Annotated in this window: 21 protein-coding genes and 1 tRNA gene; 14 read left to right on the forward strand and 8 right to left on the reverse strand. The window is 58.3% G+C overall.

Translation table 11 applies throughout. The features are described from left to right. Window positions 1-34 precede the first annotated feature (34 nt). Together NYR50_RS00565 and NYR50_RS00570 are read left to right on the forward strand one after the other, a co-directional pair. Window positions 35-108: transfer RNA gene (locus NYR50_RS00565), tRNA-Gly, on the forward strand. A gap of 217 nt (window positions 109-325) precedes the next feature. After that, entirely contained in the window at window positions 326-883 is a 558-nt protein-coding gene (locus NYR50_RS00570; RefSeq protein ID WP_174007062.1) for a fasciclin domain-containing protein, read from the forward strand. An 88-nt stretch (window positions 884-971) separates the two neighbouring features. Here the strand turns inward: NYR50_RS00570 and NYR50_RS00575 are convergent, their stop codons facing one another. Continuing rightward, window positions 972-1,760, reverse strand: coding sequence for a DUF4394 domain-containing protein (locus NYR50_RS00575; RefSeq protein ID WP_418136449.1), 789 nt, complete (start codon window positions 1,758-1,760; stop codon window positions 972-974). Window positions 1,761-1,962: 202 nt separating this feature from the next. Between NYR50_RS00575 and NYR50_RS00580 the strand changes: the two genes are divergently transcribed. From NYR50_RS00580 to NYR50_RS00595, 4 genes are all read left to right on the forward strand, one after another. Beyond that, a complete protein-coding gene (locus NYR50_RS00580; protein WP_418137315.1) occupies window positions 1,963-2,508 on the forward strand; it encodes a sigma-70 family RNA polymerase sigma factor in 546 nt (181 codons plus the stop codon). Then, on the forward strand, window positions 2,505-3,209 hold the full coding sequence (locus tag NYR50_RS00585) for an anti-sigma factor (protein ID WP_418136450.1): 705 nt from the start codon (window positions 2,505-2,507) through the stop codon (window positions 3,207-3,209). The genes NYR50_RS00580 and NYR50_RS00585 overlap by 4 nt, the downstream gene beginning before the upstream one ends. A 290-nt stretch (window positions 3,210-3,499) precedes the next feature. Continuing rightward, window positions 3,500-4,225, forward strand: a complete 726-nt coding sequence (gene aqpZ / locus NYR50_RS00590; protein WP_418136451.1) for an aquaporin Z — start codon at window positions 3,500-3,502, stop codon at window positions 4,223-4,225. A 52-nt stretch (window positions 4,226-4,277) separates the two neighbouring features. Next, entirely contained in the window at window positions 4,278-4,571 is a 294-nt protein-coding gene (locus tag NYR50_RS00595) for a hypothetical protein (RefSeq protein ID WP_035215513.1), read from the forward strand. A gap of 211 nt (window positions 4,572-4,782) precedes the next feature. On the opposite strand, the gene NYR50_RS00600 is transcribed toward NYR50_RS00595, so the two are convergent. Further along, window positions 4,783-6,720: a glycosyltransferase family 2 protein gene (locus NYR50_RS00600; RefSeq protein WP_418136452.1), complete on the reverse strand. Its 1,938-nt coding sequence runs from the start codon at window positions 6,718-6,720 to the stop codon at window positions 4,783-4,785. Window positions 6,721-6,889: 169 nt separating this feature from the next. On the opposite strand from NYR50_RS00600, the gene NYR50_RS00605 reads away from it, so the two are divergent. Beyond that, window positions 6,890-7,651 (forward strand): transporter substrate-binding domain-containing protein, encoded by a 762-nt coding sequence (locus NYR50_RS00605; RefSeq protein WP_174007080.1) that lies wholly within the window; start codon window positions 6,890-6,892, stop codon window positions 7,649-7,651. Window positions 7,652-7,679: 28 nt separating this feature from the next. Here the strand turns inward: NYR50_RS00605 and uppX are convergent, their stop codons facing one another. Beyond that, complete coding sequence (gene uppX, locus NYR50_RS00610; protein WP_418136453.1) at window positions 7,680-8,972, reverse strand: Wzx-type polysaccharide biosynthesis protein UppX; 1,293 nt, start codon at window positions 8,970-8,972, stop codon at window positions 7,680-7,682. 288 nt (window positions 8,973-9,260) lie between these two features. Here uppX and uppY point away from each other — a divergent pair, with 288 nt between their 5' ends. Together uppY and NYR50_RS00620 are read left to right on the forward strand one after the other, a co-directional pair. Then, window positions 9,261-10,556, forward strand: a complete 1,296-nt coding sequence (gene uppY / locus NYR50_RS00615) for a Wzy-type polysaccharide biosynthesis protein UppY (RefSeq protein ID WP_418136454.1) — start codon at window positions 9,261-9,263, stop codon at window positions 10,554-10,556. Window positions 10,557-10,582: 26 nt separating this feature from the next. Then, complete coding sequence (locus NYR50_RS00620) at window positions 10,583-11,335, forward strand: polysaccharide deacetylase family protein (protein WP_418136455.1); 753 nt, start codon at window positions 10,583-10,585, stop codon at window positions 11,333-11,335. 62 nt (window positions 11,336-11,397) lie between these two features. Here the strand turns inward: NYR50_RS00620 and NYR50_RS00625 are convergent, their stop codons facing one another. Continuing rightward, the gene (locus NYR50_RS00625) at window positions 11,398-12,048 is read right to left on the reverse strand and encodes a S24 family peptidase (protein ID WP_006313323.1); all 651 of its coding nucleotides are present in this window, start codon (window positions 12,046-12,048) and stop codon (window positions 11,398-11,400) included. A gap of 112 nt (window positions 12,049-12,160) precedes the next feature. Beyond that, a complete protein-coding gene (locus NYR50_RS00630) occupies window positions 12,161-12,811 on the reverse strand; it encodes a response regulator (protein WP_418136456.1) in 651 nt (216 codons plus the stop codon). 239 nt (window positions 12,812-13,050) lie between these two features. Between NYR50_RS00630 and NYR50_RS00635 the strand changes: the two genes are divergently transcribed. Together NYR50_RS00635 and NYR50_RS00640 are read left to right on the forward strand one after the other, a co-directional pair. Continuing rightward, window positions 13,051-13,404: a DUF952 domain-containing protein gene (locus NYR50_RS00635; RefSeq protein ID WP_418136457.1), complete on the forward strand. Its 354-nt coding sequence runs from the start codon at window positions 13,051-13,053 to the stop codon at window positions 13,402-13,404. Beyond that, entirely contained in the window at window positions 13,404-14,495 is a 1,092-nt protein-coding gene (locus NYR50_RS00640; RefSeq protein ID WP_418136458.1) for a quinone-dependent dihydroorotate dehydrogenase, read from the forward strand. Before NYR50_RS00635 ends, NYR50_RS00640 begins: the two co-directional genes overlap by 1 nt. A 36-nt stretch (window positions 14,496-14,531) precedes the next feature. Here the strand turns inward: NYR50_RS00640 and NYR50_RS00645 are convergent, their stop codons facing one another. Both NYR50_RS00645 and NYR50_RS00650 read right to left on the reverse strand, forming a co-directional pair. Beyond that, window positions 14,532-15,029 carry a CAP domain-containing protein gene (locus NYR50_RS00645; protein WP_174007101.1) on the reverse strand — a complete coding sequence of 166 codons (498 nt, stop codon included), beginning with the start codon at window positions 15,027-15,029 and terminating at the stop codon, window positions 14,532-14,534. A gap of 1 nt (window position 15,030) precedes the next feature. Beyond that, on the reverse strand, window positions 15,031-15,297 hold the full coding sequence (locus tag NYR50_RS00650; RefSeq protein WP_046800527.1) for a DUF6460 domain-containing protein: 267 nt from the start codon (window positions 15,295-15,297) through the stop codon (window positions 15,031-15,033). 169 nt (window positions 15,298-15,466) lie between these two features. Between NYR50_RS00650 and NYR50_RS00655 the strand changes: the two genes are divergently transcribed. The 3 genes from NYR50_RS00655 (at window position 15,467) to NYR50_RS00665 (ending at window position 17,879) form a co-directional block, all read left to right on the forward strand. Continuing rightward, entirely contained in the window at window positions 15,467-16,408 is a 942-nt protein-coding gene (locus tag NYR50_RS00655; RefSeq protein WP_418136459.1) for a methyltransferase domain-containing protein, read from the forward strand. 135 nt (window positions 16,409-16,543) lie between these two features. After that, window positions 16,544-17,155, forward strand: coding sequence for a YitT family protein (locus NYR50_RS00660; protein WP_418137316.1), 612 nt, complete (start codon window positions 16,544-16,546; stop codon window positions 17,153-17,155). 82 nt (window positions 17,156-17,237) lie between these two features. Beyond that, a complete protein-coding gene (locus tag NYR50_RS00665) occupies window positions 17,238-17,879 on the forward strand; it encodes a YitT family protein (protein WP_010970934.1) in 642 nt (213 codons plus the stop codon). Window positions 17,880-17,905: 26 nt separating this feature from the next. Here the strand turns inward: NYR50_RS00665 and NYR50_RS00670 are convergent, their stop codons facing one another. Beyond that, on the reverse strand, window positions 17,906-18,367 hold the full coding sequence (locus NYR50_RS00670; RefSeq protein WP_418136460.1) for a carboxymuconolactone decarboxylase family protein: 462 nt from the start codon (window positions 18,365-18,367) through the stop codon (window positions 17,906-17,908). Window positions 18,368-18,409 lie beyond the last annotated feature (42 nt).

Genomic DNA, 18,409 nt, shown 5'->3' on the forward strand with positions numbered 1-18,409 from the left:
CACCCGCCGTGAACTGTCCGATGTCTTAGCCTGCGCGGGTGTAGCTCAATGGTAGAGCAGCAGCTTCCCAAGCTGAATACGAGGGTTCGATTCCCTTCACCCGCTCCAGCGACCTTTCCAACAAGATCAATGACGTCCAACAAGCGCTGATTTTGCTGCGTCGTTGGTAGTCTCGAATCTTATTTGCCCTGCACCGCTTTAGCGGTTCACATTTGCTGAAACTCTTTTCGTGACCGTCTCGTATCTTCTTCTGCTCCGATCGTGGAGCGCCAGCCCGAGGAGGCGCGTATCGAGCGTCGGGGCAATCGAGGAAAAGGAATTTACGATGATCAAGTCCGCTATACGCACGCTTGCGCTCGCAACAATCGTGTCCGCCATTTCTGCCAGCGCATTTGCCGCCAATCCAAAAGTGGGCGGTGCTGCCATGTATGAAAACAAGAACATCGTCGAAAATGCGATGAACTCAAAAGACCACACGACACTGGTGGCCGCCGTCAAGGCCGCTGGTCTGGTTGAAACGCTGCAGGGGAAGGGCCCTTTCACTGTCTTTGCTCCCACCAATGAAGCCTTCGCGGCGCTGCCCAAGGGCACTGTCGAAACCCTGCTGAAGCCGGAAAACAAGGCCCAGCTCACCAAGGTTCTCACCTGCCATGTCGTCGCAGCCGATGCCATGTCCAAGACTATCGAAAAGATGATCAAGGACGACAAGGGCACCCATGATGTTAAAACTGTCGGCGGCTGCATTCTCAAGGCCAAAGAAAGCATGGGCAAGATCACGCTGACGGACGAAATGGGCGGCGTGGCGCATGTCACCATCGCCGACGTCAAGCAGTCGAACGGTGTTATTCACGTCATCGACAAGGTTTTGCTGCCGAAAATGTAATCGGCCATAGGATTGGTTCACTAAAAAGGCTGGCCCGTGAACGGGACCAGCCTTATTTTCTGACACCGGGATTTAACCCGAGATCGCGTCACATTTTGGGAAGCACTGTGATATCGCGAAGGCCGTTATCGGCGCCGGTGATCGGACCGACCTCGGTTGCCGCGCCGGTTTCGAGATTGACGGTGTAGAGCGTAGCGCCCGCTGCCAGATAGGCGGTGTTCTTGCCGCCATCCTCGCCGTGGATATCGAATGCATAGCTTGCCGGCTTGTCCTTCAGGCCGAGCTTGCCGATGGCTTTCAACGTGCCGTCATTCGGCTTGGTCTGCTGGACCAGTGCGCCGATGGTGGCATCAATATTGTACATGGCGGTTTTTTCGGGCTTGCCGATTGAGTTGGTATAGGCGGCAGCAACAATGTCAGGCGTTTCTCCCTTATGCATGTCGCCGTCTTCGTAAGCGAGTGCACCATCAACCGTCACGGCGCCGGTATCGGGGTGGACGCGGTGATTGGTCGTGCCGGTCATGAAGCGCAGACGGTCCGCCATCGGGTTGAAATCGACCACGACAGGAGCTTCCGTCAAGGTCAGCATCTTGTCCATTTTGGCCACATCGGTGGCCGCGCCCGTCTCCATGTTGATGGTGACGATGCGATGATCGGGCGTTACACCGATGACTGTCTTGTTACCCGGGCGAAAATCGATGCCGACAAGCTTGTCGACACCGGTCACATCCATGCTCTTGGTAACGGCCGGCTTCTCGGTGTCGAACATCACCAGCGTCTTGTCTCCGGTCAGTCCGAGGACCGGGGCTGAAACGGCGGCGCTTGCGGTCGCCACGAAGGCGGCGGAGGCGATCAGAGTGAGTCGGATAGTCGTCATGTCTTTCTCCCGTGTGTTGATCCGTTTGGAAGTCGTCCAACCCTTGTTTTTTGACGCTTCCATCAATGAAGACACGCGGGGAGGTGGGTTTGGATGCAGGCAGCAAAAAAATATCTGCTGATGCATCCATTTCGTTCCGCTATGGGTATTATATCAAAGCCGACCGTGCCTGCGGTCCAAACGTGAAAGGTTTCGCATGCGTATGGGCTCCGCGCCTGATGATCTCGACAGGGCGCTCGCCGCCTGCGCCAGAGGCGACCGAAACGCATTGCGGGTGATTTTCGAGCGCGAGGCAGGGCGACTGATCGCGGTGGCAGAGCGGATCGTCAAACGCAGGGAGCTGGCAGAAGAGGTTGTGCAGGAGAGTTTCGTGCGCATCTGGACGCATGCGCCCCAATATAGGGCCGACCACGGTTCGGCGCGTGGCTGGATTTACGCCATTGTCAGGAACCGGGCGCTTAATCTTCTGCGGGACGGGAGCCGCGAACTTACCGCGCAGGATGTCGAAACGCTTCGTGACAGCGAACAGGCCGATGAAGTGGTCGCCGCCTGGCAAAAGCTCGACAGGAATTCGCGTCTTTATGAATGTCTGGGCGCGCTCGACGAGACCAAACGGCAGGGTATTCTGATGGCTTATGTCGCCGGATATTCCCATGGCGAAATCGCGGGCCGGTTGCGCGTTCCGCTTGGCACGACGAAATCCTGGATAAGGCGCGGGCTTTCCGCTCTTCGGGAGTGCATGGCATGACATATGATCGAAAAGACATTCCCGCCATCGCCGATGACTATGTATTGGGGCTGCTCGAGGTGTCCGAGGCTGCTGCTGTCGAAACGGCGACGGAGCGGGACGGCGAATTACGGGCGGCAATCGCGGCAAGCCGCGAGCGTTTTCTGCCGCTCGATACCAGCGTTGCGCCGGCAGCCGTCAACAGTGAATTATGGAGCAATATCGAAAGCCGGTTGCCGCCGCAGGCAAAATCCACGGCCAATAAATCGATCCGCACCGCAAACGACAATAGAAAAAACGGATGGCGGTCGATTGCCGTTTCCGCAATTGCCGCAACCCTCGTTCTTGCCGCGGGGCTGACCTTCAGCCTGACACGCACAACGGAGCCGCTGGTGATCGCAGTTCTCGTCAATGAGGCTGGAGAGGTGCAGGCGGTTGTCGAGGATTTCGGAAACGAAAAGGCAACAGTGCGGATGCTGGCTGATTTTGCCGTACCGCAGGATAAGACCATACAGGTGTGGACGTTGCCCTCCAGAGAGGTCGGGCCTGTTTCGCTCGGTCTGATTGAAGGCGTTCGTTCGGCCAGTCTCGAAGGACCGGCGCTGCCAAGGCCGCGAAATGACCAGCTTTATGAGATCACACTCGAGCAGGCAGGTGGATCGCCGACGGGCAGACCGACCGGGCCAATTCTGGCGAAGGGGCTGGCGCGAATGCCCCGCTGAAAACTGGTGTGACGCCGCTATGGAGAATTGAGGCCTGGCTTAATAGCCAATGGCAACACATAAGCCGGAAGTGATGCTCTTCATCGATGTCGCGCAGTCGCATCACATCGGCAGATTCGCTGGAAGGCTGAAGCCATTATTTGTCAGCATATTGAATGGCATAAGAGGAGTGCGCTGCCTGTGGCCAGGTTCGTGATCAAGCCGCTCTCCGAGTGTATATGCAATTTAGCTTGACTACGATTAAATTGCACGTAATAGTTGATGCGGTCGTAACATGAGGGGTAAGTGTTATGAGTCGCAAGTTTCTTTCGGAATTTTTGGGTACTTTTTGGCTCGTCTTCGGAGGTTGCGGCAGTGCGCTTTTTGCCGCCGCTTTCCCTGAACTCGGCATCGGCTTCCTTGGTGTGGCTTTCGCTTTTGGCTTGACGGTTCTGACCATGGCCTATGCGGTTGGCGGCATTTCCGGCGGTCACTTCAATCCGGCGGTTTCCGTCGGCCTCACCGTTGCCGGCAAATTCCCGGTGGCGAACCTCGTGCCTTATATCGTGGCGCAGGTTCTGGGGGCGGTCGTTGCGGCTGCGGCGCTTTATGTCATTCTCACCGGCAAGGCGGGCGCCGAAATCGGTGGCTTTGCCGCCAATGGTTATGGTGAGCATTCGCCGGGCGGATATTCTCTCCTGTCGGCGCTGCTGATCGAGATCATCCTGACAGCGTTTTTCCTGATTGTCATATTGGGGTCGACGCATGGCAGGGTGCCTGTCGGTTTCGCACCTGTCGCCATCGGTCTTGCACTCACCCTTATTCATCTGATTTCCATTCCGGTCACCAACACATCCGTCAATCCGGCCCGCTCCACCGGGCAGGCCCTGTTCGTTGGCGGGTGGGCGCTGCAGCAGCTCTGGTTGTTCTGGCTTGCTCCAATTCTCGGCGGTGCCATTGGCGCCGTGGTCTGGAAAATTTTTGGCGAGGAAGAAAAGGCCGACCATCCCGGCTCGGTTCAGCCCGCGACGACGTGAATAAGAGGCTTTGTTTCCCCGAATAGTCGGGGAAACGACTGAGGAGGATGGCATGGATCTTACTTCGATATTGGCCCAAATCGTCGGCGGTGCGGTGGGCGGCACGGCTGGTGGAAAGATACTGAAGGATTCCGATCTTGGCTCGCTCGGGAATCTGATCGCCGGCGCCATTGGCGGGATCGGCGGCGGAACCGTGCTGGGCTCGCTGCTCGGCACTGCGGGGACTGCGGCCGCCGGCGGCGTGGATATCGGCGCTCTTGCCGGCCAGCTCGTTGGCGGCGGTGTCGGCGGTCTGATCGTCCAGATCATCGTCGGCCTGATCAAGAACAAACTCGTGGCCAAATAGGCGATTGAGCCGCCTTCAGATAAAATGACGGACCTTGCCGGAGGAAGAGCTTCGTTCGGCAAGGAGGGTTGATGTTACACGCATTGATGGCAGTGGCAACGCGAAGTTCGAACGGGCTTCGTGTTCGGTTATCATCGGCTGAAACGGCGGGATGCCTTGTGTGCTGCCCGAAGGATGCGTTATGCCGTTTGGCTGCTGTCGCGAATGCGCTTCAGGTCTTGCCTTTGGCGACCGGTTCGTGCGGCGTCTTGTTCCAGACGAAAGGTCTGGTTTTAAGCTCCACCACAGCCCGCCAGGCCGCGACGGATAGCATCAGCCAATATAAGGGCATCGACAGCCATCGCCTTCCGACCTGCCGCCTTTCATAAGCTATCATTCTGCTGCGGCCCATCAATACGAAGATCGTGTAACTTCCGACGATATTCAGCGCATCGATAAAAAACAGCGCCCCCTGCCATGTGAAGAGCAGATCGATACCGTTTTCCCGGATGGCCATGGCCATGAATACCAGGGAAACGAAGAGCAAGGGATGCGTCAGCGACGATAGAAGCATGCCGCCGATCAGCAGCTGAAAGGCCATATAGGCAAACCATCCCATGGTACGCGCGGTTGCAAAGGGTGTACGGGTCATCACCAGCCAGCTTTGCAGCCAGCCCTTGAACCAGCGCGTTCGCTGGTTCAGCCACACGGCCAGCGATGTCGGTGCATCTTCCAGTGTCTGTCGCCGGATGACGCCGCAGCGATAGCCGAGCCGATGCAACCTAAGGCCAAGATCGGCATCCTCAGTGACATTGTAGGGATCCCAGGCGCCGGCTCGCCGCAACGCGGCAGTCCGGAAATGATTGGAGGTGCCGCCAAGCGGCAGCGGCAGCCCATGGCTGGCGAGGGCCGGCAGCATGCAGCGGAACAGGCCTGCGTATTCCAGTGCGAAACAGGTGCTCAGCCAGGAAGAAGAGGCGTTGCTGATGACGAGCGGCGCTTGCAGGCAGGCCATATTTTCCGGCTGGCTGCGAAAGGCGGCATAGGCTTCGCGCAATTGCTGCGGATGGGGCCGGTCCTCGGCATCATAAACGACAACAAATGTACCGCGCGCACCGGAAAGTGCGTAGGTGAGGGCTTTGGGTTTGGTGCGCGGCTCGGAAGGCGGCACCTGGACGATCTCCATGTGCGGACCGGGATTTATCCGCCTGATCGCTTCGATTGTCGCCCGGTCGTCGGCCTCGCAGACAAGCTTGATATCGAGCCGCGAGCGGGGCCAGTCCAGACGCTCCAAAGCACTGACGAGCTGCTCGATGACAGCCTCTTCGCGGTAAAGCGCCACCAGAATTGTATAAACCGGCAGTTCGTTTTCGTGCCGAAGAGACAAGGCCGTTTCCACGTCGGTTTCCCGGGGTGTATGGATGAGGGCAAAGAGCCGGAACAGCAGGGTGTTGAGGTAGAGCATCGACAGGGTGGCGTGAAGCCAGGCCAGGGCTATTTCAGAATAAGTCAGCAGCGAAAGGACGAGCAGGGTGGCGAGGACGCCGCCATAAAAGCCCTGCTGGCCATGCAGCGTGATTCTGGCGGAATGCTGGGGCGCGGCGTTGAAAAGCCGCTGCCGGGTCTCCGCCAGGCGACGGACCTCGCCGGCTTTCCAGATCGCGTCGCGCATGGCCCACGGGGTGGTCACGGCAAGTTCGTCAAAAAGACGCGGACGCTCATCCAATATGTTTTTCAGGAGATCCATCCGCGCCAGCTCCGGCACGATCAGCAATCCCATTTTGCCGTCCTGTGGGATCAGCCGCAGAAACCTCGGCTCTGTGAGTTGAAGATCGAGATTATCTAAATTAGCTACCCGTTCCGACGCGATTTCCAGGAGAAACGGCAATCGCAGATATTCGGCGAAGGCGCTGAAATACACCTCCGACGTGACGAGGCCGCTTATCAATAATTCCTCGTCAATCGTCGAGCCGTTCTCCAGCGCCCGCTGTTCGAATGCCGCGATATGCGACGTGTCCAATCCCAGTGAACGGAGAAATCGGTCCTGTCCGGTCCGGCCCTGTTCGGGAGAGGCCCGGTTCGGATTTTCATCGATATGGGAAAATGCAATTTTTCCTTCTGCCGGCGTCGTGCAAAACGAATCTCGTGTATATTGCCTGAAACAATCCATGCATCGCCGCCGCCGTCATGGTAACGCCTATTTCCTGTCACGGATAGTATAGATGAGAATAAAGAATGTAACGCGGAATGTAGGTCTCTATTTTACTTTAGCGTTCGCTTTACAATTTGTTGGTTACTTTAGTGAAGCTCAGGCCGAGGGTCTGTCGGATGGAAACCGCATGCCGGTGCTATTCGACGCGCAGGAGCGGTTTCCGGGTGGCGATCTTTCCTCCGTGCCCCGCATCAGGTTTCTGATGTCGGTGGATTTCCCACCATTCAATTTCACCGATCAGGAGGGCAGGCTTGCGGGCTTCCATGTCGATCTGGTGCGGGAAATCTGCGCCCAGCTGAAGGTGGAAAGCAAATGCCAGGTGCAGGCGCTGCCCTTCGACGAGCTGGAAGCGGCGCTCGAAATGGGCGAGGGCGAAGCGGTGATTTCCGGTCTCGCCACCACGGCTGATCTGCGCAAGAGCTTCACCTTCTCGCGGCCCTATCTGCTAATGCCCGCCCGGCTTGCGGTGAACAAGGCGGCAAAATTCACCGGCTCCGGCGCGGATGCGCTTTCGGGAAAGAAGGTGGGTGTGGTTGGCAATTCGCGGCACGAACAGATGCTGAAAGCGTTTTTTCCAAAAGCCAGGGTCGAAGGGTTCGATGGCTATGAGCCCATGTATGAGGCGTTGAAGACAGGCAAGGTGGACGCCATCTTCGCCGACGGTCTGCGCCTGCCTTTCTGGGTTTCTGGAGGTGCTTCCGAAAGCTGCTGCGCGCTCTTCGGCGGTCCTTATATGTCCGACCGGTTTCTCGGCGAAGGCCTGTCCATCATGGCGGTCGATCCGGATAATGTACTGGTGCCGGCTTTCGATCAGGCGCTGGCCGCCCTTTCGCGAAATGGTCGGCTGGAAGAGATTTACCGGCGTTATTTCCCTTACGGGCTTTATTAGAAATCCTGATCGACCGTCGCGACAGTCCTTATTTGGCTGGCACGAAAACCTGTTCATCGCGCCGCAAACGTAGGAGCGCGATCCATACGGCGGCGGCGATGGCGGTTTCCACCAGGAAATAGCTGCCGATCGTTCCCGAAATGCTGAAGGACCAGGTGAAGAAGGCGACGATGACGGACCCGATGAGATTACCGCTGTTCCATATCTTCGCGCGAATATCCTGCCTCCCGGAGGCGCCGAGTGCCTCGAGTGCGGTGGCGGCAACGGCCATCGGCAGAACCACCCAGCAAAGCACGCGGGTGATGATGGGCAGAGAGACATATTCGTCGCCGAACAGCAGCGGCAGGAAAGGGGCGATGATGAAGATCACCAGGGCGCTGCCGGTTGCGATGAAAAGCGCTGCCTTTAGCACATTATAAGCGCGCCCTATGGTCTTGGTGATGCCCTGCAGGGCGGCGGAGGCGGAGCCCGGATAGATCAGCCGGTTGAGCGCCTCGACGGAAAGATAGGAACTGTCGAGAATGCGCCGGGCGATCGAATAGCTGCCCAGCACCTCGGCGCTGGCAATGGCGCCGAGAACGAGAATATCGGCATTACCGCGCACGGCCTTGAACAGGAACTGGGTGGAAAACAGGATGCCGATGCGGATTTCCTCGCGCACGATCCGGAAAACCGGACGGCCGAGCCTGCCGATCGCCTTGACGGAAATCACGGCCGCAACGGTGTGGGCGGCGAGGTTCCACAGCGCCCAGGCCTCAACCGTTTCCACCTTGAAGATAAGGCAGGCGACCACCGCGGCAATGGTGCGGGCGACGGCGAACATCACTTCCAGCTTGTTGGCCGAAGCGAAGTTGGAATGGGCGATGAAACTCTGCGTGGAAAGCGAGATGACCTTCAGGAGAACGAGGTTGGTGAACAGGATCAGGAAGGTGGTGATCAGCGTGTGCAGCAATGTTTCCGAGGTCGGGAAAAACACCGGGATCGTCACCATGCCGATGATTGTCAGCACCACGCCGGTCGCAGCACTCAAGAGATAGCTGTGGCCGAGCATGACGGGGAACATGCTGCGATCCTGCGCGACGCGGCGGATCAGCGATTCCTGCGAGCCGATGCCGCAGATCTGCACGCCGAGATTGGTGACGGCCGTGATCGAGGCGTAAAGCGCGAATTGTTCGACGCCGAGATGGCGGGCAAGCAGCGCGAAGGTCAGGAGCTGGGCGGCGCTGGACATCAGAAGCGCCCCGCCGGACGCCATATAGGTCAATCCCAGTCTGACTAGATGGCCGAATCGCGGCGTGTTGAACGACACCTCATTCTCCATGTTTCCGGCATTGCCGGATAAATCCAACAATGACTGCGCTTGTTTTCTAAAAAATCCGCGAACTGAAAAAGCCGCAACCAGCCAATATTATGAAAGCCCGCAACCCGAATGGATTGCAGTTTATCCTGTCTTATCCTCCTTGAGGTAAGAGAGGGTTAAAGCAATTACATAATAATGACGATAATGACTGTTTATGGTTATTTGGACATGGCCCTCTTTCAGAAGGGTTTCGTTGTTCGTCACAAGGCAGGCCCATGATCCGATCGTCCAGTTCCGGTGCACGCGACCATGCCGCGTTTGGCTGATACACAGCCCATCGCTGCGCAAGACAGCGCCATATCCCTTGCCGGCGGCCGGCGCGACGCGTTTTTTTTCGTCGCCACCATGCTTTATATCTGGATTTCCGTGGCGCCCTTCGAAAATCTCGCGGCGCCGCCTGTGCCGCGCGCCGCCGCAAACCAGCTGACCGGCCTCGTGATTGCGCTGATCCTGGCTGTTTTCGCACTGCGCCATCGGCTAACGGGGCTTTTGCTGAGGCCGCGCCTGCCCATTCTGCTATTGTTTTTCTGGCTGGCGATCTGCTCCGTGATAGGCACCCAACCCGGTACCTCGCTGCAGCGCCTGGTCTTCACCGCACTTTTATGTTTCATCACCAGCGTTCTCGTCGTCATGCCACGGGACCGGCGGCAGTTCGACCGGATGATGGCCATCTTCGCCCTCATTCTCTTGGCGCTCTGTTATCTGGGAGTGATCTTCCTGCGGTCGCGCTCGGTCCATCAGCCCTTTGACCTTGACGAAAAGGCGCTTGCGGGTGACTGGCGCGGCATTTTCAATCACAAGAACGCCGCCGCCCCGGCCATGATCATTCTTTTCATGATTGGGCTTTACCTGCGCAATTCCTGGTCGATGCTGGGCGGCATCGTGATCACCTTGCTGGCCGGGTTCTTTCTCTGGAAGACCAACGGAAAAACAGCGGCCATGCTTTTGCCCGTCACCCTGGCGCTGGTCTGGGTCATGGAAAGGCATGCTCACCGGACCTTGCTGATGATCGGCGGTCTTCTGGCCTTTCTCAACATCGTCGCCGTCGGCTCCACCTATTTCCCGAGTATACAGAATTTTGTCGAAAGTCTGGGGATCGATTCCACATTCACCGGCCGGACGGACATATGGCGCCTGTCCTTCGACACCTTCGCGCAATCGCCGATTTTCGGGCAGGGGTTCCAGGCATTCTGGACGAGCGACCGCCTTCTATCGCAGGCTGATATTGCCGGAACCTGGGCGGTCACGGCCTTTCATGCCCATAATGGTTATGTCGAAAGCCTGCTGAATGGCGGCCTGCCGGCCTTCATTCTCACCGTCATATGGCTGGTCATCATACCCGCAAATGATTTCCACACGGCGGTGGGCAAGGGTACGGACCCGGGACTAACCCGACTTTTTGCACGAATTTGGGTGTATGCGCTGCTTTCTTCGTGTCTTGAGAGTAATTTCTTTACCGGAACCGGGCCTATTTGGTCTTCTCTGCTGATCGCGGTCTATTGTTTGAGGCATCAGGCCCACGACATACTTGAACAGGGGCAGTAATTTGCAGACAGGCCGGGGGGCTTTGTATGACGCAAAAAATCGGGACTTTTGCAGACCGGATCAATAACCGGCTGGTGCGGTATTTTCCGGGGCCGGCGGTGCGGATCGAAACATCCGAACCGATCGTGTCCTTCACATTCGACGATGTGCCGGCAACCGCCTGGACGAATGGCGCGCGCATCCTGCAAAGTGAGGGCGTTTGCGGAACGTTTTACATTGCCGGTGTGTTCATCGACAAATACGATGGCAAGCAGCAGATGATTACAGCGAAAGGCTGCGCTGCGTTGGCCGCCGCCGGCCATGAGCTTGGTTGCCACACTTTTTCTCATCGTAAGCTTTCGGGCTTTTCAAGACAGAGTCTTGAGCTGGATCTCGACCGCAATGACAGCGTGCTTGGATCGTTCGATGAACACGGCAATGGGCGGAATTTCTCCGTTCCTTTCGGTATGGCGTCGCCTCTCATGCAGCCCGTTCTCCGGCGTCGGTTCAGGACCACACGCGGGATTATGCCTGGCATCAACCGAGGCCGCGTCGACCCGCATAATCTTGCCGCAGTCGAGTTGCGTGCGGATCAGAATTACCTCGATGCTGCCGATCACTGGCTTGAGGATGTTTTGCAAAAAGGCGGCTGGCTCATCATCTTCACCCATGATGTTTCACAGACACCAAGCTTTTACGGTTGCCCGGAAGACAGATTTCAGGGCCTCGTCCGCAGGGCGGCGTCCGGCGGTGCGAAGATCATGACGGTCGATGCCGCGGCAAGGACACTCGGCCTGTAAAGAAATATTCTCAGCGCGTACTCGGGGCGATATTGCGGAAACCTCTGTCCGCAATTGCGCCCCTATTGGCTGGCCCAGATGATGCGCGCGATCCACTCCACATCCGCCATGTCGAAGCTGCGATTGGGGTGTTCGGGGTTGAGCGAAAGAAGCTCGATGTTTTTAGGGCTTTGCCGCGCCAGCACCTTGGCCATCACTTCGCCATCGCGGCTTTTCAGCACCACGCGGTCGCCGCGCCGCACCTGCGCGCCCGGCTCCACGATGAGAATGTCGCCATCGCGGTAAAGCGGCATCATGCTCTCGCCCTGCACTTCCAGGGCGTAGACGCCCTGTTTGCGCTCGGGAGACGAGGGAAACTCCACCACATCCCAGCCCTGACCCGCCGGAAAACCGCCATCATCGAAAAAACCGCCGGAACCGGCCTGCGCAAAACCGAGCAGGGGAATGGCGTTGTCGGCACCGGAAGGCTGCATTGTCTGCGCCCTGCCGAAAGCATAACCGAAAAACTGGTCGACACTTGCGCCCGTCGCTTCCAGCACCTTGGAGACGGATTCGGTCGAGGGCCAGCGTTTGCGGCCATCCGGCCCGAAGCGTTTCGATTTATTGAACGATGTGGGATCGAGGCCGGCACGCTTCGCCAATGCCGAAGGCGTCAGCTGATGGCGTTCGGCAAGCGTGTCGATGGCGCTCCAGATCGTCTCGTGTGACAGCATGATAGAAAGCCCGCAAGTGGAGCCGATAGCGGAAAGCTCCTGTCGTTTAATGACCAGAATCTAGACCAAATCCGGTCAGGAGTAAAGAAAGGAAAGGAATAAAATCCTTGTCCTAGGCCACCATCGCCGATGTATTTATCTTGGCGAGCTGGATGACCGCCTGCGTGCGGCTGTCGACCTTGAGCTTCAGCAGAATAGCCGAGACATGCGCCTTGATGGTGGCTTCGGAAACATTGAGCTCATAGGCGATCTGCTTGTTCAGCAGCCCTTCGGCCAGCATGCCCAGAACCCGGCTTTGCTGTGGCGTCAGCGTTCTGAGCCGGCCGATCAGATCGGTCACGTCAGGATCCTGTTCCTTCTCGCCCTGATGGCCCGACGGTATCCAGACATCGCCTTCCAGAACGGCACGGATGCCGTCCCTGATATCGTCAATACCAGAGGATTTGGAAATGAAACCGGAAGCGCCGAGTTCGATCGACCGGCGAACGGTGGTCGCATCATCCGTTGCCGAAACGATGACGATCGGCAGGCTGGAAAATTCCGCTCTCAGCGCCATCAGGCCTGAAAATCCGCTGACCCCCGGCATGGCAAGATCGAGAAGCAAGAGATCGGCGTCGTTGCGCCCTGCGGCTGCACGTCGGGCAGCCTCGAAATCCCCGGCCTCGATGATGGTCTGTTGCCCGTCGAGACCGGCTACGGCCTGCTTCAGAGCACCGCGAAAAAGCGGGTGGTCATCTGCAATGATAATGACAAGTTCCGACATTCTGGCCCCCTCCCAAGGACGTTATGCGGTTCTTTCGCAGGTCTGGTGTACTCTTTTGCCGTGGTCGAAATGCGTCCGGCTCCTCCGCTCAAGGTTGCGCCAATCGCTTGCGTATTACAAGAAAAAGCTTGTGGACAGCCGGCCTTTGAAGGTCTCCGCAATAAAAATGCCGTGGAAACTGTGGACAATCTTCGAGCTTTGCGGCAAATCCCGCTGAGTGGAAAGCCTTGGAGAGCCCTATGCAGGAAACGCCCGCGATCATCTATAAAATCGTGCCGGAGACGTTGTGGAGTGTAGCCAGGGCAAAAGGCATGTTCGAAGGTGCGGCGATCGACCTGACCGACGGCTTCATTCATTTTTCGACGGCAGAGCAGGTGGCAGAGACCGCTGCGCGGCATTTTTCCGGCCAGGTGGATTTGCTTCTGATCGCGGTCGACGGTGCAGCGCTTGGCGACAAGCTGGTTTATGAACCGTCCAGGGGCGGTGATCTTTTCCCGCATCTTTACGCCCCGCTTCCCTTCAGCGCGGTCCTTTGGGAAACGCCGCTCTCGCTTGATCATGATGGCCAGCACCAGTTCCCGGAGATTTTGTGATGAGCGGATTATTTTCCTCTGTCGGCCGCAAGGGCCTGTTTCTCATCGATCCGGAAAAGGCGCACGGGCTCTCCGTTGCGGCGCTGAAGAGCGGCTTCCTGCCCACCTGCATGGTGCCGCATGATCCGCGCCTGCAGCAGACGGTGGCGGGCCTTGTCTTCCCCAATCCGCTCGGCATGGCGGCGGGCTACGACAAGAATGCGGAAGTACCGGGGCCGCTTCTGAGGCTCGGTTTCGGCTTCACCGAAATCGGCACCGTCACGCCGCGGGCGCAATCCGGCAATCCCAAGCCACGCATTTTCCGCCTGGTCGAGGATGAGGGCGTCATCAACCGTCTCGGCTTCAACAATGAAGGCCATGCCGCAGCGCTGGAGCGTCTGAAACAGGCGCGTCTGCGCGGCATCGTCGGTGTTAATATCGGCGCCAACAAGGATAGCGAAGACCGCATCGCCGATTATGTGCAGGGCATCGAGGCGTTTTATGCGGTCGCATCCTATTTCACCGTCAATATTTCTTCGCCCAACACGCCGGGTCTGCGTGACCTGCAGGCGCGTGAAAGCCTTGCCGCTCTTCTTACGGCCGTGCTGGAACGCCGCAAGGCGGAGACTGAGCGCCTCGGCAAACGCATCCCGATCTTTCTCAAGATCGCGCCCGATCTGACTGAGGAAGGACTGGACGATGTTGCCGAAGAGGCGCTCGCCCACGATCTCGACGGCCTGATCGTCTCCAACACCACGCTCTCTCGCGAAGGCCTGCGACCGGGTCCGCACAAGGGCGAGGCAGGTGGGCTGTCGGGCAAGCCGCTCTTTGAGCTTTCCACCACGGTTCTCGCCAAGATGCGCCGTCGCGTCGGCGCCAATCTGCCGCTCATCGGCGTTGGTGGTGTTTCATCTGCGGAAACGGCTTTGGAAAAGGTGCGGGCAGGGGCCGATCTCGTGCAGCTCTATTCCTGCATGGTCTATGAAGGTCCGGGCCTGCCTTCGGCCATCGTCAAGGGCCTGTCGAAGCTGGTCGCCCGCGAGGGCGTGGAGACCATCCGTGACCTGCGCGACAGCGCGGTGGACCGCTGGGCTGACCGTAAGCTCGGCTGAAGAGCGAAGGAGCGGGGTGATCCCCCGCCCCTGAATTCAGGCGCAGAGCACCATCGCCCAATAGGGCCGGTTGCGGCTGGCGGCATCATAGGCAACCGCGACGCCGAGGCCATTATAAGGCCCGAGCATGTTTTCGAGATGGTGCTGTGAGCCGATCCAGGCCTTGACCACGCGTTCCACGCTGTCCTGTCCCGCCGCGACGTTTTCCGCCGCCGGAAGCGGCACCTTGCCGTCTTTCATGCGGATGAGGAAACTGTCGGTCAGGCCGATCAGATGCGCCATCTTCTGCGCCTTGACCATGCGGCCGGCCTGATAGGCGGCTGCACCGCTTGCCGCACCATTGATGGCGAGTGGCGAAAGCCCCTTCGAACGGCGCAGATCGTTGACCATGGGAAGCGCCGCTGCCGTCTCGTCGCGGGTGCCTGACGGCAGACCCTTGTTCGTGGGCATGGAAACGCAGGCGGAAAGGACGGAGCCGGCGGAAATCAGCACGAAGCCGCGCCGGGTGAGCGTCTGAAGTGATGTATCGGTCATGTCAGCGGCGGTAGCTCAAAAGGCGCAGGATGATGAAAACGGGAATGACGATCGTGGCCCCGAGGATCAGATAGTCGCCGATCGCGCCCAGCGCATGGAAACCGCTGCGCCACAGATCGACCACGAAATCGCGTGCGCTGTAGATAATGTTCCATGGCGTCAATCCGAAGATCGCCATCAGAAAGCCGACGAGCAATGAAACCACGAGCAGCTTCACCACGGTGCGGGCCACCGTATCACCCAGCATTTTGTTGACCTCACCGGCCATCAGCAAGTCTCCTGTTTTGTCCTGACATATGGGGCGCACCGCTTCGATGCAAGTTTTCACGCACTATATCGCGCCATATCAGCCAATTCCACGCAGGGGCCATGAAATAGGACTTGAGTTTTTTTATGGCTTGATAAATGACAGCCGGCATCTTCTCAGGAAATAATTGATGGCCCCAAACCAGTTTTCTTCCGGTGACGTCATTGCCGACCGCCGGGCGGACTATGCCCGCATGTTGGCGGAGAGCGGTGATTATCCCGCCGCCGCCGAACTTATGGAACAGGCGCTTGAACTTGCACCACGGTGGACGGCGGGATGGTTTCGTTTCGGGGAGTATCACGAAAAGGCGGGGGAGACTGCAAGGGCGGTGGCGGCTTACGAGAAAGTCGCCGAACTGGATAGGGAAGGGCTGTTTGCAGCCGAACTGAAGCTAGCGGTTCTCGGCGCCGCGGAAACACCCGAACAACCGCCGAGCCGCTACGTGGAAGGGTTGTTCGACGATTACGCCGATCGTTTTGAAACCTCGCTTGTCGAGAAGCTGGATTACAGCGTGCCGCAGAAACTGGCGGAGCTGATCGCCAAGGCGGCGAAAGGCGGCGCCTTCGACACCATTATCGATATCGGTTGCGGCACCGGTCTCCTCGGCATCGAAATCCGCTCTCTGGCAAAACGGCTCGAGGGTTTTGATATCTCCCAGAACATGCTTGCCAAGGCCGATGAAAAGGGTCTTTACGACCATCTCGGCCAGGCGGATCTTTCGCTCGAAGCGGAGGCTTCGGGGCTCTTTACCCCGGTACTCACGCAGCACCGCGCCGATCTCGTCGCCGCTGCCGATGTGATGATGTATCTCGGCAGTCTTGAAACCGTCATGCCGCTCGTTTCCGCCCTGCTCAAACCATCAGGCTTTTTCGCCTTCTCGGTGGAGGATGGGGGCGATGAGCAAGGTTTCGTCCTGCGGGAATCCCTTCGTTACGCGCACTCCAAGAGCTATGTGATCGATCTCCTTGAACGGTCGGGCTTTTCCCCCATGGAAATCCGCAAAACCACCATTCGCAAGGATGCCGGAAAACCCCTTTCCGGCATTCTCTTTCTTGCCCGCGCCAAAGCCTGAACATTCCGTTTCTTGCCTTTTTTACGATAGGTCAGGCTTGCTTACGTATCCATCTTGATCAGGTGTTTTTTGCAGTGCAAAATGTGCCGGAAACCTGAGGGAAAAAGCGTGAGCACAACGAGAAGCGTTTACGGCATGTGGAGTTCCGATCCGGCCAGACATGCGCCGGTGGAAGACGTGCAGGGCATCGTCACCGGTGCCATCGTCTCGGCGCTCGGCTTTTATCTCTTGGCCAAGGTCGGTCTTTTGACCGGCGGCACGGCTGGCGTCGCCTTTCTCCTTCATTATGCCTTCGGCATCAGCTTTGGCCTGATGTTCTTCCTCGTCAACCTGCCCTTCTATTATCTGTCGTTCCGCCGCCTCGGTCTCGCCTTTTCATTCAAGACCTTCATCGCCATCGGCCTAGTTTCGGTGCTGACGGAAGTGGAAGCGCGCTGGATGGTCATCGACAGCATCCACCCGCTCTGGGCGGCGCTGCTCGGTGGTCTGCTTCTGGGTTACGGATTGCTGGCGCTTTATCGCCACCGCGCCAGCCTCGGCGGCATCGGCATTCTGGCCATCTATATTCAGGATCGTTTCGGCATCCGCGCCGGTCTCATCCAGTTGGCCTTTGATGCCTGCGTCATGCTGTGCGCCTTCCTCGTCATCGATCCCGCAACCGTTGCCTATTCGATTGTCGGCGCTTTCGTCCTCAACATATTCCTCGCCATCAACCACCGCTTGGACAGATACATCGTCGTGCGTTAAGCCTGACCGCTTGAAATTTGTCGGGCTTGGGCGCAATAGCTGGACAAGGTCGAGCCAGATCGGGCAAGTCAGGGGAAGATGCATGGACGATACCAGTGCGCGCAGGCGATTGAATCTTTGGACATCAGCGCCCGATCGTCACTCGCTGCTGGAAGATGCACAGGCTATTCTGGCGGGCAGCATGCTGATTTCACTCGGTGTCACGCTGTTTTCCGCCGCAGGCCTTCTCACCGGCGGTGTGGTGGGTCTTGCGTTTCTGGCGCATTACGCCAGTGGGTTCAGCTTCGGTGCGGTGTTTTTTCTTGCCAACCTGCCGTTTTATTATCTGGCCTTCCGCCGTCTCGGCCTCGCCTTCACGGTGAAGACCTTCTGCGCCATCGCCACGACGGCGCTGCTGTCGGAATATATGCCGGGCTTTTTCGCCTTTGAGAGCATCAACCCGATTGCCGCTGCACTCTTCGGCGGACTGACGGTCGCCGCCGGCATGCTGGCGCTGTTTCGCCACCGCACCAGCCTCGGCGGTTTCGGCATATTGGCGCTCTATCTTCAGGATCGTTTCGGCTGGCGCGCCGGCCTCGTCCAGCTCGCTTTTGATGGCATGGTGCTCGGCTGCTCCTTCTTCGTCGCCACACCTTTTGTCATCCTCTGCTCCATTCTCGGCGCGCTGGTCATGAACCTCACGCTTGCCGTCAATCACAGAAACGACCGCTACATCGCCATGTAGCGGTCGGCCGTTGCGGTCAGGGTGGTTCAGGCTGCCTTCGCGGCGGCTTCGACCGGATGCTGTGAGCGGAAGCCGACGGCGATGCGGTTCCAGGTGTTGATCGCGCCGATGGCAACCGTGATCTTCACGATCTCCTCATCGGAAAAATGCGCCCTCAGCGTCTCGAAGGCGTCATCCGGCGCGCCGGTTTCGGCAATCTTCGTCACCGCATCCACCCACCCGAGCAGCGCCCGTTCCTGCTCGGTATAAACAGGGGATTCCCGCCACACGCTCATCAGGTTGATCCATTGCTCTGAAAGCCCGTCATGGCGGCTTTCCTTCACATGCATGTCCACACAGAAAGCGCAGCCGTTGATGATCGATGCGCGCAGCTTGATGAGGTGAACGAAACGGCGCTCAAGGCCGCTGCTCTGGACGTAGTTTTCCAGGGCCATGACGGCCTTGAAGGCTTCGGGGGATGCCTTGGCATAGTTGACACGGGTTTTCATGCGTCTCTCCATTGGTTGGGATAGGTTGAAGTCATGCGTCAT

It is taken from the genome of Agrobacterium sp. El2ro-1b, from assembly GCF_048298475.1.
Classification (GTDB): domain Bacteria; phylum Pseudomonadota; class Alphaproteobacteria; order Rhizobiales; family Rhizobiaceae; genus Agrobacterium; species Agrobacterium fabrum.